Below are 15,013 nucleotides of genomic sequence, written 5' to 3' on the forward strand. Positions count from 1 at the left end.
GCGTATCTATATCGCACTTCCCGCGCCCGCTTCAAGGCCGGCCTGCCGCGCAGGGGGTAGCACCGGGCTGAACGTGACCGGGTTCGCAATGACTGCGCTGCCGGCAGGCGGACGCTGCGTTGCACTACGGCGGGGAGGCACACGGCCGGCGTTGCCGCTACCATCAACGCCTTGCCTGACAGGTGCGCCCATGCCGTTGAACGTCATCGTGGTGATGGACCCCATCGCCCACATCAAGATCGCCAAGGACACCACCTTCGCCATGTTGCTGGAAGCCCAGCGCCGTGGCCATGCCCTGCACTACGTGCGGCCCGGCGGGCTGGCCCTGGAAGGTGGCGTGGCGGTGGCCCAGACCGCACCGCTGCAGGTGCGCGACGACCCGGCCGGCTGGTATGAGCTGGGCGCGTTCAGCCGTACCGCGTTCGGTCGCGGCCAGATCGTGCTGATGCGCAAGGACCCGCCCGTCGACGCCGAGTACATCTACGACACGCAGGTGCTGGACGTGGCTGCCGCTGCCGGCGCCTGCGTGGTCAACAACCCGCAGGGCCTGCGCGACTACAACGAGAAGCTGGCCGCCCTGCTGTTCCCGCAGTGCTGCCCGCCGACCCTGGTCAGCCGCGATGCCAAGGCATTGAAGGCCTTCGCGCTGGAGCACGGCCAGGCCGTGCTGAAGCCGCTGGATGGGATGGGCGGCCGCTCGATCTTCCGCAGCGGCCAGGGCGATCCGAACCTGAACGTGATCCTGGAAACCCTGACCGACGGCGGCCGCAAGCTGGCGCTGGCCCAGAAGTTCATTCCCGACATCACGGCCGGCGACAAGCGCATCCTGCTGGTCGACGGCGAACCGGTCGACTACTGCCTGGCGCGCATTCCCCAGGGTGACGAGTTCCGCGGCAACCTGGCGGCTGGCGGCCGTGGCGAAGGGCGCCCGCTGAGCGAGCGTGACCGCTGGATCGCCGGCCAGGTTGGCCCGGAGATGAAGCGCCGTGGCATGCGCTTCGTCGGCCTGGACGTGATCGGCGATTACCTGACCGAGGTCAACGTGACCAGCCCGACCTGCGTGCGCGAGCTCGACGCGCAGTACGGCCTGAACATCGCCGGCACCCTGTTCGACGCGCTCGAGGCCGGCCTGCGCTGATGGCGGCCGCACCTGCCGTCCTGCCCCCGCCGGCGCGCGAAGCGCAACGGCTGGGCGCGACCATCGCGCTGTCGATCGTGGTCCACGCCCTGCTGATCCTGGGCGTGGGTTTTGCGGTGAAAGGCGACGCACCACTGGTGCCGACGCTGGAGGTGATCTTCAGCCAGACCCGCACCGCACTGACCCCGAAGCAGGCCGATTTCCTTGCCGCCGCCAGCCAGGAAGGTGGCGGCGAGCACGACCGTGCGCAGCGCCCGCGCGACAACCAGGCCGGCATCGTTCCGCAGGCCCAGGCGGGGCTGAGCCCGGTGCCGCAACAGCAGCAGTCGGCCGCGCCGGCGCCCCCGCCGCAGGCGCGGGTGGTCAGCAGCCGCAACGGCGAAGAGGCAGTGGCCCAGGCGCAGGCGCGCCCGACACCGGAGCAGCCGGAACCGGATGCACCGCTGACGGCACGCGAGCAGCGTGATGCCGAGATGGCGCGGCTGGCGGCCGAGGTGCATCTGCGCTCGGCGCAGTACGCCAAGCGCCCGAACCGCAAGTTCGTGTCGGCCAGCACGCGCGAATATGCCTACGCCAATTACCTGCGCGCCTGGGTCGACCGCGCCGAGCGCGTCGGCAACCTGAATTACCCGGACGAGGCCCGGCAGCGCCGGCTCGGCGGCCAGGTGGTGATCAGCGTGGGCGTGCGCCGCGATGGCAGCGTGGAAAGCAGCCGGATCCTGCGTTCAAGCGGGACGCCGTTGCTGGATGAGGCGGCGCTGCGGGTGGTGCAGCTTGCGCAGCCATTCCCGCCGCTGCCGAAGACCGAGGACGAGATCGACATCCTGCAGGTCACCCGCACCTGGGTGTTCCTGCCGGGTGGCACCCTGCACGACGACCGGTAGGGGTTTGTTGCCCGGGCCTGCGGCCCGGGACCCGCTGGAAGCAAAGTCAAAGTCAACATCAACAGCAGCGGTCGGGATATTGGGTTTGGCGGGGCGGTATGGGCTTGCAGGACACGCCGTAAACCCGTCCCTGGGGGCTCGATGGCGCCATCCATGGCGCCAACGGTCCTGCAAGCCCATACCGCCCCGCCTCTGACAGATCCCGACGCATCATTGCTGTTGGTAGGTGTCGACCTTGGTCGACACACATCCACGCTACGCGTGGATGCGAGCGAAGCGATCCGCTGTTGACTTTGATTTTCTTTTGATTTTCCGTGGCGGACGCACACGGAAACTGTCAGAGGTCGGGCGGGGTGGGTTCGCGGGGGTGTCCGCGGCATGGATGCCGCGGCCAAGCCCCCATGGGTGAGGGCGCTTTGCTTGCGAAGCACTGCTTCGCAAGCGCCCGAACGCACAGCCGCCAGCGGCTGGGCCGGACCGCGGAGCGGGGTTTACGGCGTCCCCCGCGAACCCACCCCGCCCGGCCAAGCGCGGCTTTGGGTTTATGCGATCAACCAACCCCGCCACGAGGGGCTCAGCCGTTGGCCTTCGCCTTCGCCTCGCGCGCGGCCTGCTGCTCGACCAGGGTCAGTGCCACGTTGTCGCGCAGGTAGGCCGGCTCGACCTTCTCCGGCGCAATGGCTTCGCCGCGCGCGAACGCCGGCACCGCCAGTGCGAGCACGTCCGACGCACGCGGCAATGCCGTGGCGTCGAATCCGCGCAAACCTGTACCGAGCTGCGCGACCAGCGCACCCTCGGCTGCGGCGAACCCGGTACCGACACCGTAGGCCGACAGCCCTTCCGGCAGCGCCACCGCTGCCGGCGCGCAGACGCGCTCGGCATCGCGCGCGACCGGCAGGCCGTCCACGCGCTCGAAGCGGGCGACGTAGAGTTCGCCCATCCGCGCATCGATCGCCGACAGGATCTGCGTTTCTTCCGCCGGTGCGCGCAGCGCCAACACCTGCAGCGTCGAGACCGGCAGCAGCGGGCGGTCCAGTGCCAGTGCGATGCCCTGGGCAATGGCAATCGCCAGGCGCACGCCCGTGAACGCACCCGGACCGCGACTGAGGGCGATGCCATCAAGCTGGCGACGGCTGATGCCGGCGTCGGCCAGCAGCGCCTCGGCCCACGGCAGGCTCAACTCGGCGTGCCGGCGCGGGGCGATCTCGAAGCGTTCCAGGACCTGCCCATCGACATGCAGGGCAACGGAACAGGCTTCGGTGGCGGTTTCAAAGGCAAGCAGTTTCATTGGATCAGGTCAGAACAAGGGGAACGTGGCACCGGGAGCAGGCTCCGGGCCCGCCGCAACGGCGGCCGGGGCAGCCGCATCATCGGCCACGGGCAGCCATTGTGGCCTAAAGAAGGCCTGCACATCGGCCAGGCTGCGGGTGCGCCGGAACGGCGGCAGCGACTCAAGAAAGACCCGGCCATAGCCACGGTTGAGCAGGCGCGGATCGCACAGGACCAGCACGCCCCGGTCGCTTTCGCTGCGGATCAGGCGGCCAACGCCCTGCTTCAGGGCGATCACCGCCTGCGGCAGCTGCTCGTCGCGGAACGGGTTGCCCCCCTGGCTGCGGATCGCCTCCAGCCGCGCCTCGTATACCGGGTCATCCGGTGCCGCGAACGGCAGCTTGTCGATCATCACCACGCTCAGCGCTTCGCCGACCACGTCCACGCCCTCGCGGAAACTGGCCGAGCCCAGCAGCACGCCATTGCCCGATTCGCGGAAACGCTGCAGCAGCGCCGCGCGTGGCGCCTCGCCCTGCACGAACAACGGCCACGGCCCGTCGCGCAGTGCCTCGGCGGCCTCGCGCAATGCACGGTGCGAGGCGAACAACAGGAACGCCCTGCCCTGCGAGGCCTGCAACACCGGCCGCAAGGTCTGGATCAGCGCGGTGCCAAACCCGCGCGCCGCCGGATCGGGCAGGCCTTCGGGCAGGTAGCACAACGCCTGCTCGGGCCAGTTGAACGGGCTCGGCTGGACCAGCGTGTGCGGATCGTCCAGGCCCAGGCGCGTGGCGATGTGGTCGAAGCCACCGCCCACGGTCAGCGTGGCCGAGGTGAAGATCCATGCCGCGCGGCTGCGCTCGCGATGCTCGCGCAGCGGGCCGGACACATCCATCGGCGTGCGCTGGCAGCGGAAACCACGCGGGGTGAGCTCATACCAGAGCACATCGGCGGCACGGGGGGTCTCCGCCGGATCGGTATCGAAATCGAGGGTGGGCTCATCATCGCCCAGCCAGCGCTGCAGCCGCGACACCGCCTCGCGTGCCCGCGCATGACAGGCATCCAGACCCGCCGCCGCCTCGCGCAGCGGTTGCAGTGCCTGCTCCAGCGTCACCAGGCCGGCCATCACCGTATCGAATCCATCGCGCACCTGTGGCATCGCCAGCGCACGCCACTGCGTACCCCGTGGCGGCAGCCCCTCCATCGCCGAGCGCAGCGCCAGCAACGCCTGCTGCAACTGGTCGACCGGTTCCTGCAGGGCCGACTGCGCGCCGCCTACGCCGCGCGCCTCGGCCAGGCAGTCGCGGCCGAGTTCCTGCCACGGGCGCATGCCGAAGCCTTCGCCGAAAAACTGCGCGGCCAACTCGGGCAGCTGATGCGCCTCGTCGATGACAAAGGCCTGCGCCCCCGGCAGCAACTCACCGAAGCCGTCCTGTTTCAGTGCCAGGTCGGCCAGCAGCAGATGATGGTTGACCACCACCACGTCGGCAGCCTGCGCACGTTGGCGCGCGCGCACCACGAAGCAGTCGTCCCAGAACGGGCAATCGGTACCCAGGCAGTTGTCGACCGTGGAAGTGACCATCGGCAGAAGCGGCGAGTCATCGGCCAGGCCTTCCAGTTCGGCGATTTCACCGAACTCCGAACGGCCGGACCAGGCCAGGATGCGCTGGAACTGCGCAGCCTGCTCCGGGCTGGAAAAACGCGGTTCGCCCCGCGCCTGCTGCAGGCGGTAGCGGCACAGGTAATTCGCGCGCCCCTTCAGCAGCGCGCTGCGCAGGCCAACGCCCAGTGCCTGGCGCACGCGCGGCAGATCGCGGTGGTAGAGCTGGTCCTGCAACGCGCGGGTACCGGTGGAGATGATGGTGCGCAGCCCGGACAGCAGCACCGGCACCAGATAGGCGAAGGTCTTGCCGGTGCCTGTACCGGCCTCGGCCAGCAGCAGGTCGCGCTGCTGCAGCGCTTCGGCGATGGCGTCGGTCAGGTGCAGCTGTGCCGGACGCGGGACAAAGGCATCCAGATGCGAGGCGAGCGCGCCGCCTTCGCTGAGGGCTTCGCGGCTGGCATGGACAAGGTCGGACATCAGAGGGAGAGGATACCCGGCCGGGCGCTGCCCGGCACCCGTTTCAAGCCAGAGCGCAGGCAAAGGCAACAGCAACAGCGTGGTTCATGGCTCTGGGTTGCTGCGTGTTTGGCGGGGCGGGAGGGGCAGGCAGGACACGCCGTAAACCCGTCCATGGGGGCTCGATGGCGCCATCCATGGCGCCAACGGTCCTGCCTGCCCCTCCCGCCCCGCCTTCGACAGTTTCCCGGTGACGGATGGACGTGCTTCGTGGCGTCGAGCTTGCTCGACTGCCCTTTCAGAAGCGGTGGGTGGAACGGAAACAAGAAGGGGTCGGATCCGTTTTCCTGCGGAAAACGGATACGACCCCACAACGAGTGCGCGCAGCGCGCGACCCGCTTTTGATTTTCTTTTTCTTTTCCGTGGCTGGACGCACACGGAAACTGTCAGAGGTTGGGCGGGGTGGGTTCGCGGGGGTGTCCGCGGCATGGATGCCGCGGCCAAGCCCCCAGGGACGGGTTCACGGCGTCCCCCGCGAACCCACTCCGCCCGGCCAAGCGCGGCTTTTGCTTCTGGCTTCAGCGACCAACCCACAGCCACGAGGGGCTGTGCCGTTGGCTGAAAACTCAGTACCGCTTGATCCCCGGCACCGTGCAGCCCTCAATCTGCGCATGCGCCGACACCGCATTCTCCTTCTCGCCCCGCGCCAGGCGCGACTGCTCGATCGTCGCCCAATGCCGGCGGCACAGCGGCCCGGTCTTCGAGCCCAGATCCACCGCCTTGCGCGCGAACGTCTCCGCCTGCGCCCACTGGCCCTGCAGCAGCGCCAGTTCGGCACGTTCCTGCAGCACTGCCGGGTCACCCGCCACGATCTCCAGCGCGTGGTCCAGGCTGCTGGCCGCGCCGGCCAGGTCGTTCGCCTGGCGTTGTGCCAGTGCAGTCACCCGCAGATCTTCCACCTGCGAATCACGCAGCGGCTGTACCGACAATTCCTTGTCGTCCGGACCCGCTGCAGCATCCACCGCAGCCAGGCGCTGCGCCGGCGTGGTGGTATCGACCGGCTTGACCACCGGTGGTGCGCTGCTCACGCAGGCGGCCAGGGCCAGGCTGAGGCCGGTCAGGGCCAGGGGCTGCAGCAGGGATCGCATGTTCATCGGCATCATCGGCTCGGGGGAGGAGTGGCGGCGGCAGGTGCCGCGGCAGGTTCGGCAGGCGCTTCCGGCTTGCGGTCCAGGCCGAACCAGCTGCGCCAGCCACCGCCCTCGCCTTCGGCCTCGCCCTGCCCCTCCGGCGACGCGGCCGGCGCGCACGGCGCATAGGCAGGCGCATAGCCCACCACGAACGGGAAACGACGCGCGCCGGGGCAGCCTTCATCGGTGCTGTTGAGGCCGGTGGGGGCCACCGACTGCCAGTCCAGGCCCTTGTTGCTGACCCGCAGCGGCGCGCTCGGCAGGCGCTGGAAGATGCCCGACCAGACCCGCATCGCGCCGGTGGCGCCATACAGGCCGGCCTGCGCGTTCTGGTCGTTGCCGATCCAGATCACTGCCAGGTGATCACCGGTGTAGCCGGCATACCAGCTGTCACGGCCATCGTTGGTGGTGCCGGTCTTGCCGGCGGGCTGCAGGCGGCCGAGGCCATCGGCATTGAGCCGCTGCGCGGTACCGCTGGCGACCACCTGCTGCAGGCCGACACTGATCAGGTTGGCGGCAATCGAGTCGCCTTCCTGCGCCGGTGCCGGGGTCTTGTCGTACCGCTTGAGCAGCTTGCCCTGCGGATCGAGCACGCCACGCACCGCGTGCAGCGGCTGGATCTCGCCGCCGGACGCCAGGAACTGGTACAGCTGCGCCATCGCGTACGGGCTCTGGTCGGTCGAGCCGAGGATCACCGCCGGGTTGGCGTCAGCCTTGATGCCGGCCAGGACATGGATCAGCTGGGTCACGCGCTCCGGGCCGACCTGCATGCCCACGCGCACCGTGGCCTGGTTGTAGGAATGCGCCAGTGCGTCGATCAGGCGCACCGTGCCGTGGCTGCGGTTGTCCGCGTTGCCGGGACTCCAGTTGCGGCCGCGGCCGAGCTGCACCGTCACCGGCGAATCATCCACCCAGCTGGCCAGCGAGTAACGGTCCGGCTGCGCCAGGGCCAGCAGGTAGACGAACGGCTTGAGCAGCGAACCGACCGGACGCTGCGCCTCGATCGCGCGGTTGAAGCCGACCTCGGACACCTCGCGGCTGCCGATCACCGCCAGCACGTCGCCGTTGTGCACGTCGGTCAGCACCATGCCGGCCTGCAGCTCGGGGCGGCGCTTGCTTTCCAGCGACTTGATGGTGCGGGTCACCGCGCCTTCGGCATAGGCCTGCGCGGACGGCGACATGCCGGTCATCACGCTCAGGCCCGCGCCCTGCAGCGCCGATTCCGGATAGTCATGGCCGAGCTGGCGGCGGACCAGGTCAACGTAGGCCGGGAAGCGGTTGGCTGCCACCAGGCCCGGCGTCTTGGGCACGCCCAGCGGTGCCTTCAGCGCGCGCTGGTACTCGGCATCGTCGATCAGCGTGGCCTCGTGCAGCTTGCCCAGCACGAAGTTGCGGCGATCCAGCGCGCGCTCCGGGTTGCGCCGCGGGTCGTAGAAGGACGGCCCCTTGACCAGGCCGATCAGCAGTGCGATCTGCTCGGTCTCCAGCGACTGCAGGTCACGGCCGAACCAGAACTCGGCGCCGGAGGACATGCCATGGATCGCCTGGCTGCCGCGCTGGCCCAGGTACACCTGGTTGAGATAGGCCTCGAAGATGGTGCGCTTGTCATAACGCGCTTCCATGATCAGTGCGTACAGCACCTCATTGAACTTGCGGGTGACCGTCTGCTCCTTGCCGATGCCGAGCAGGCCGCTGCGGGCCAGCTGCTGGGTCAGCGTCGAAGCGCCCTGGCGGCTCTGGCCACCGGAACGGATCGTCACCCACACCGCGCGCGCGATGCCGGACAGGTCGATGCCGTGGTGGCGGTTGAAGTCCTTGTCCTCCACCGCCTGCAGGCCAGTCACCAGCAGGTCCGGCGCCTCGTCCATGCGGATCAGGCGGCGCTCTTCCTGCTTCTGGCCGTACAGGGTGGCGATGCGCGCCGGATCCAGCCGCGCGGCCTTCAGCGCCTTGCGGTTGTCGGCGTCGCGCAGCGAGGCCACGCCGCCATCGGCCAGCGACAGCTCCACCCGGCGCGGGGCCACCCGGCCGTCAACGTCGTTGAAGCCGCGGCTGGAGATGACGAAGCGCCCGCCGTTCACCGCATAGGTGGCCGGCTCCTTGCCCTGCCCGTCATCGCGGTAGGCAGAGGCGGCCAGCTCGGTCTTCAGCGTAGACGCATCCATCGCCTTGCCGGGGGTGAGCACCAGCGGGCGCGCGTACACGCGCGTCGGGATCTGCCAGCGCAGTTCACCGAAACGCTGGGTCACCTGTTGGTTCAGGTACAGCGTATAGGGAATGAGGAAACCCAATCCCAACGCGACCGCAGCCATGCTCCAGGTGATCAGCCGGCGCCGCCACAGCGGACCGTTGTCCTGCTGGTCGTCGTCGGAATCGTCGATGTCGTCGGAATCGTAGCGTCGGGGCACGGGAATGCGAGAATGTAGGGTCTGGCGAGTCTACCCCAGCCGCTGCGGCTGGCGAATTCTCCCGGGTTCCCCTGCTTAAGCTGGAGTTGCAACCGGATGGCGATGTCCCTGGCCGAGATCCGATACCTGATCAACCGCCTGTCGGGCCTGGCCCGCCGGAGCCTGGCAAGCCTGCGCACCCGTGGCTGGCGTGCCACCTGGCAACGCATCCGCGTGCATGCCCATCGCGCCGTCCCCGCCCCGCGCACGCCACTGTTCCTGCCGCCAGCGCAGGATTTCGCCCCCTTCACGGTGCCGTTCAGCGAGTCGCCGGAGGTGAGCATCGTCATCCCGGTCTACAACCACGTCGCCCACACCGTGGCCTGCCTGCGCGCCCTGGCGGCGCACCCGCCGGCCGCCGCGTGCGAGATCCTGGTAGTGGATGACGGCAGCAGCGATGCCACCGTGCAGTGGATGCCGCAGGTGGCCGGGCTGCGCTATGAAGTGCGCGCGCACAACGGCGGCTTCATTGAAGCCTGCAATGACGGTGTATCGCGCGCACGCGGCCGCTACGTGGTACTGCTGAACAACGATACGGTGCCGCAGCCGGGCTGGCTCGACGCCCTGCTGGACACCTTCGGCAGCGTGCCCGACGCCGGCCTGGTCGGCAGCCAGCTGCTGTACCCGGATGGCCGCCTGCAGGAATCGGGCGGGGTGATCTTCGCCGATGGCAGTGGCTGGAGCTACGGCCGCTTCGAGGCCGCCGATGATCCGCGCTTTGCCAGCCTGCGCGACGTCGACTACTGCTCGGGCGCGGCGCTGATGCTGCCACGCGCCCTCTGGCAGCAGCTGGACGGCTTCGACACCCGCTACAAGCCGGCCTACTACGAGGACACCGACCTGGCCTTCCGCGTGCGTGCACACGGCCTGCGCGTGCTGGTGCAGCCGGCCAGCCGGGTGATCCACGACGAAGGCACCAGCAACGGTACCGACACCGGCAGCGGGGTGAAGGCCTACCAGGTACGCAACCAGGCCATCTTCGCCGCCCGCTGGGCCACCGAACTGGGCCGTCATCCGGCGGTCGGCGAAGTGCCGTCTCCGGCGCTGCTGCTGCGCGGCCGGCGCCAGGTGCTGATCCTGGACGAGGAAGTACCGCAGCCGGATCGCGATTCCGGGTCACTGCGCCAGGTCAATCTGATCCGCCTGCTGCTGCAGGGCGGCGCCCACGTTGTGTTCGTACCGACCCGGCGCGAGCACGCCGGTGCGGCCACCGAAGCGCTGCAACGGATGGGCGTGGAAGTCTGGTACGCGCCCTTCCTGGACGGCGTAGCCGGCTGGCTGCGCAGCCACGGATCGCGTTTCGACGTGGCAATGCTGGTGCGTCACCACGTCGCCCACGAATGCCTGCCGCTGCTCAAGCGCTATGCACCGCAGGCACGGACCGTGTTCGACACCGTTGACCTGCACTACCTGCGCGAACGCCGCGGTGCCGAAGTCGCCGGCGACGCAACCCTGCTGCGTGCAGCGGAACGTACCCGCAGCAGCGAACTGGCCGTGATGGAGCAGTGCGACATCACCGTGCTGGTCAGTGCGGCCGGACGGGAGCAGCTGCAGTCCGATGCGCCGCAGGTGCGGGTGGAGCTGATCTCCAACCTGCATGAGGTCGCCGGTGCCGGCGCCGTATTCGAGCAGCGGCGCGACCTGGTGTTTGTCGGTGGCTTCCGTCATCCGCCGAACCTGGACGGCATGGAATGGTTCATCGGCGAGGTCTTTGCCCGCATCCGCGCCCGGTTGCCGGAAGTGCGCCTGCACTGCATCGGCGCCGCGGCGCCGGAGTCGCTGCTGGCACTGGCCGCACGCCAGCCCGGTGTGCAGATGCACGGGTTCGTCGAAGACATCACGCCCTACATGGACGGCGCGCGCATCGCCATTGCGCCGCTGCGGTTCGGCGCCGGCGTGAAGGGCAAGATCAACCTGAGCATGGCCCACGGCCAGCCGGTGGTCGGTACCACCTGCGCCGTGGAAGGCATGCACCTGCATCCCGGCCAGGACGTGCTGGTGGCCGATGACGCTGTCGGTTTCGCCGATGCGGTGATCCGCCTGTACCAGGATCCACAGCTGTGGCAGCAGTTGTCCGATGCCGGCCTGGCCAACGTCGCCCAGCATTTCTCACTTGATGCCGCCCGCGCGACCGTGCAGCGGGTGTTCTTCGCCTAGTCCGCCCGTCCACCGGCGCGACGCAGGCGGTCTTCGAACGCCGGCAGTTCGGCCAGGTCCGGTTGCAGCAACCGCGCCTGTTCGGCAGCGTGCGCGGCAAAGGCCAGGTCGCCATTGCCGAGCCGTTCGCTGCCGATCGCCAGCCAGCGCTGGGCCAACCGCAGCCGCGCCGAGGGCAGGCCCGCTGCGGTCGGTGACAGCGTCTGCCAGGCCTGCAGGCAGGCACCCGCCGCCTGTACCCGGTTCTGCCGCAGATTGTCGTCGAAGCAGCGGCGACTGGCGGGCAGCAGGCGTGCTGCGGCAGCCTTGACCCGCGTGTCGCGGGGGGCCAGTGACTGGGCTTCGCGCAGTGCGTCGAACGCGCTGTGCCCCGGTGGGCTGATCCACTGCCCTGCACGTTCGGCACGCTCGATCTTGCGCAGGTGGTCGCGCAGCTGGCGTTCGCGCTGCGCCGTACTGATCGCGGGCTGCTGCAGGGCCTGTTGCGCCTGGCGCGCACGCTGCAGGCGCTGTGCCAGTTGCTGCCGGATTGCCTGCGAAGCGCCCAGCTCCGCCGCCAGGGCTGCATCGCGTTGCGCCGCATCGAACTGGAAGTCGTCGGCGGATGTCTGGCTGCGCACGACCACCGCCTGCAGCGCCTGCTCACGCCCCCGCTGGGCATTGGGATCATCGGCCGCCACCGCAAGCACTGCCAGGAAACCCTGGGCTGCGGCGTCCAGCTGCTGTCGTTGCAGTGCCCGCTGCGCCTGCCGCAGGCGCTGGTCCACCGCGCGCGCCAGGGCTTCCTCGCTGGCCGGCAGATCGGCATGACCGGCATCGAACTGGCGGGCACGACGCAGGATCGCGGCCGCCTCGGCCAGCTCTCCGCGCCCTGCCAGCGTGCGCGCCTGCAGCAGCAGGTCGCTCAGCGCATCTTCGCGACCTTCCAGCGCCGGCAGGTTGTCCGGCTGCAGGGCAAGGATGCGCTGGAACAAGGGCAACGCACTGCTGTCGCCATCATCCAGGCGTCCGGCCGCGAACGCGTTGCGCGCCTGGGCCAACAACGCACCAATACCGGCTCCGGCACTGCGTCGCGCCTGCAGCTGGCGGGCGACCGCATCGGCTTCGCCCTGCGGCACCTGCAGCTCACGGGCCAGTGCCAGTGCCTGCGCGCTGCCGTCCAGGTCACCGGCGTGCAGGCGATCGCGCGCCTGTTGCAGCGCTGCCGCGCCGGTATTGGCCAGGCCCTGGCGCGCCTGCGGGCGATCACCGTCCAGCGCCAGCACCGCCTGGTAGCGCTCGCGCGCACCACTGCCATCGGCATCGCTCAAACGACCGGCGGCCAGCGCACGATCCCCCTCGGCCAGCAGCTGTTCGATCTGCGGCTCATCCCAGAACCAGTCGGCCAGCGGCTTGCGCAGCAGGACCAGCAGCACGAACACGGCCAGCGCCGCAAGCAGCGCCCAGCGCCAGACCCGGCGCGCATGGCGTGCCTGCAGCCACCACCAGCGACCCTCGCGACGGACGCGGTCCAGCGCAGGATGTTCAGCGCCATGCGGGCGATGCGGGGGCTCGCGTTCCATGCGTGCAGGGTAGCCGGGGCAGCGTGAAGCTCAGCCGAGGCGACGTGCCTCGCTCACGCCCGGCAGCGCATCAAGCTTGCCCAGCAGCGTCGACAACTGCCCGTAGTCGCTGACCTTCAGCCGAAGCCGCAGATGGGCACGGCCACTGTTGCGCACGTTGTCACTGTGGATGTCGAGCACGTAAGCGTCTTCCTGGGCGATCAGGTTGGTGATGTCCTTCAGCAGCCAGCGGCGGTCGACCGCGTCGACCACCACGTCCACTTCGTAGCCGCCACCGGCCTGGCCCCACTCCACCGGCAGGATGCGCTGCGGGCTGGCGGCGGCCAGCCGGGCCAGCGCGGCGCAGTCTGCACGATGCACAGTGACACCACGGCTACGGGTCAGGTAGCCGACGATCGGCTCGCCGGCCACCGGCTGGCAGCAGCGTGCCAGCTGCACCAGCAGGTTGCCCACGCCCTGCACGGTGAACTTGGACTTGCCCAGGTTCTCGCGGCGCGCGGTCGGCCGCGGCAGGGTCGGCGCGGGCGCGGGCTGGCTGGCGGCACGTTCCGCCTCCAGCAACGTCCGGCTGACCTGGTTCGGGCCGGTATCGCCCAGCGCCACCTGGATGTACAGGTCATCGACGCTGTCGGCATGGAACTTCTTGGCCGCGACGGCCAGGTCCGAGTGCTGCAGGCCCAGCCGCTTCAGCTCGCGCTCGAGCAGCTCGCGACCGGCCTGCACGTTGCGCGCGCGGTCCAGCTTGTGGAACCAGCTGCGCACCTTCTCGCGCGAGCGGTTGCTGGCCAGGAAGCCATTGGCCGGCATCAGCCAGTCGCGGCGCGGGTCGGCCTCCTTGCCGGTCAGGATCTCGACGCGGTCGCCACTGCGCAGGCGATAGGTCAGCGGCACGATACGGCCGTTGACCTTGGCGCCGCGGCAGCGGTGCCCGACCATGGTGTGCACCTGGTAGGCGAAATCGAGCGGCGTAGCGCCCTGCGGCAGGTCCAGCACCTCGTCCTTCGGGCTCAGCGCATAGACCCGGTCCTCGGTCAGCTCGGCATCGAGCGCCCCGGCCAGTTCATTGCCCTGCCCGTCCTGCGCCTGCTCCAGCAGCTGGCGCATCCAGGTGATCTTGCGATCGAAGGACTTCTCCGCACCCTTGCCGCCTTCCTTGTACTTCCAGTGCGCGGCCACGCCCAGCTCGGCCTGCGAGTGCATTTCATGGGTACGGATCTGCACTTCGATGGTGCGCCCTTCCGGGCCGACCACGGCGGTATGCAGCGAGCGATAGTCGTTGGCCTTCGGGCGTGCGATGTAATCATCGAACTCGCTTGGTACCGGCGCCCACAGCGCGTGCACCACGCCCAGCGCGGCGTAGCAGGCGGCGACGTCGTCGACCATCACGCGCACCGCACGGATGTCATACAGCTGGTCGAAGGCCAGCCGCTTCTTCTGCATCTTCCGCCAGATGCTGTAGATGTGCTTCGGGCGGCCGCTGACTTCGGCCTTGATGCCCTGGGCGACCAGCTCGCGCGACAGCACCTTCTTGACGTTCTCGACGTAACGCTCGCGGGCGATGCGGGTTTCGTCCACCTCGCGGGCGATGCGGCGGTAGGTTTCCGGTTCCAGGTGGCGGAACGCCAGGTCCTCCAGCTCCCACTTCAGCTGCCAGATGCCCAGGCGGTTGGCCAGGGGCGCGTGGATGTCGCGGGTCAGCTGGGCCAGCGCGCGGCGTTGCTCGTCGTCCAGCTTGTCGGCCGCACGCATCCTCGCGAGCTGGCGCGCCAGCAGGATCGGCACCACGCGCAGGTCGCGGATGATCGCCAGCAGCAGCCGGCGCAGGCCCTCGCTGTTGCGTCCGGCCTCACGGCCGGCGTGCAGCGCCCACACCGGGTCGGCCGCATCCTGGCCATCGAGCAGGCCGATCACCGCCGCCTGGTGGCTGCCCAGCGGCAGCTGGTCCAGGCTGGCGCGCAGGCCCGGCAGGTCGAACAGCAATGCTGCCACCACCGCGCCTTCGTCGGCCGAGAGCATCGCCAGCGCATCGAGGGTATCGCCCAGCACCGACCAGGTGGCACGCATCTGGTGGTCGCAATCCGGCGCTTCCCAATGCTCGCGCAGGGCCTGGCGCAGCGGAGCAGGCAGCACCGCTGCCGAGGGACGGTTCAACAAGGCATCCAGGCCAGGGACGGAAGCGCGGTTCACAGCATCGAGCAGGCAAGACAGAGGCCCCTACACTAGCGCCGGCGCCGTTCAGGGACAATCACTGCGGCCACCATCACCCGGCATGAAGACATGCCGCTACACTCGCCAACACATCCAGGAGAG

At 69.5% G+C, this 15,013-nt stretch carries 9 protein-coding genes; 3 read left to right on the forward strand and 6 right to left on the reverse strand.

All coding sequences use genetic code 11. From position 1 onward, the window contains the following. The first annotated feature begins 190 nt into the window (after positions 1-190). Together gshB and AC5P7F_RS03500 are read left to right on the forward strand one after the other, a co-directional pair. The gene (gshB, locus tag AC5P7F_RS03495) at positions 191-1,138 is read left to right on the forward strand and encodes a glutathione synthase (RefSeq protein ID WP_046432057.1); all 948 of its coding nucleotides are present in this window, start codon (positions 191-193) and stop codon (positions 1,136-1,138) included. Continuing rightward, positions 1,138-2,022: an energy transducer TonB family protein gene (locus tag AC5P7F_RS03500; RefSeq protein ID WP_014648095.1), complete on the forward strand. Its 885-nt coding sequence runs from the start codon at positions 1,138-1,140 to the stop codon at positions 2,020-2,022. Before gshB ends, AC5P7F_RS03500 begins: the two co-directional genes overlap by 1 nt. A 574-nt stretch (positions 2,023-2,596) precedes the next feature. Here the strand turns inward: AC5P7F_RS03500 and tsaB are convergent. The 4 genes from tsaB to mrcB form a co-directional block, all read right to left on the reverse strand. Further along, complete coding sequence (gene tsaB, locus AC5P7F_RS03505) at positions 2,597-3,310, reverse strand: tRNA (adenosine(37)-N6)-threonylcarbamoyltransferase complex dimerization subunit type 1 TsaB (protein ID WP_049440310.1); 714 nt, start codon at positions 3,308-3,310, stop codon at positions 2,597-2,599. A gap of 9 nt (positions 3,311-3,319) precedes the next feature. Next, the gene (yoaA, locus tag AC5P7F_RS03510) at positions 3,320-5,368 is read right to left on the reverse strand and encodes a DNA repair helicase YoaA (RefSeq protein ID WP_164077999.1); all 2,049 of its coding nucleotides are present in this window, start codon (positions 5,366-5,368) and stop codon (positions 3,320-3,322) included. Positions 5,369-5,973: 605 nt separating this feature from the next. Then, positions 5,974-6,510, reverse strand: coding sequence for a hypothetical protein (locus tag AC5P7F_RS03515; RefSeq protein WP_014648099.1), 537 nt, complete (start codon positions 6,508-6,510; stop codon positions 5,974-5,976). After that, the gene (gene mrcB, locus AC5P7F_RS03520; RefSeq protein WP_014648100.1) at positions 6,507-8,945 is read right to left on the reverse strand and encodes a penicillin-binding protein 1B; all 2,439 of its coding nucleotides are present in this window, start codon (positions 8,943-8,945) and stop codon (positions 6,507-6,509) included. Before mrcB ends, AC5P7F_RS03515 begins: the two co-directional genes overlap by 4 nt. A 96-nt stretch (positions 8,946-9,041) precedes the next feature. Here mrcB and AC5P7F_RS03525 point away from each other — a divergent pair, with 96 nt between their 5' ends. Beyond that, complete coding sequence (locus AC5P7F_RS03525) at positions 9,042-11,141, forward strand: glycosyltransferase (RefSeq protein ID WP_495205412.1); 2,100 nt, start codon at positions 9,042-9,044, stop codon at positions 11,139-11,141. Here the strand turns inward: AC5P7F_RS03525 and AC5P7F_RS03530 are convergent. Further along, a complete protein-coding gene (locus AC5P7F_RS03530; protein ID WP_046432065.1) occupies positions 11,138-12,703 on the reverse strand; it encodes a hypothetical protein in 1,566 nt (521 codons plus the stop codon). The genes AC5P7F_RS03525 and AC5P7F_RS03530 overlap by 4 nt on opposite strands. A gap of 30 nt (positions 12,704-12,733) precedes the next feature. Beyond that, the gene (locus tag AC5P7F_RS03535; RefSeq protein ID WP_032958977.1) at positions 12,734-14,890 is read right to left on the reverse strand and encodes a RelA/SpoT family protein; all 2,157 of its coding nucleotides are present in this window, start codon (positions 14,888-14,890) and stop codon (positions 12,734-12,736) included. Positions 14,891-15,013: the final 123 nt, after the last annotated feature.

The organism is Stenotrophomonas sp. YJH_SMC_105-26, from assembly GCF_059368915.1.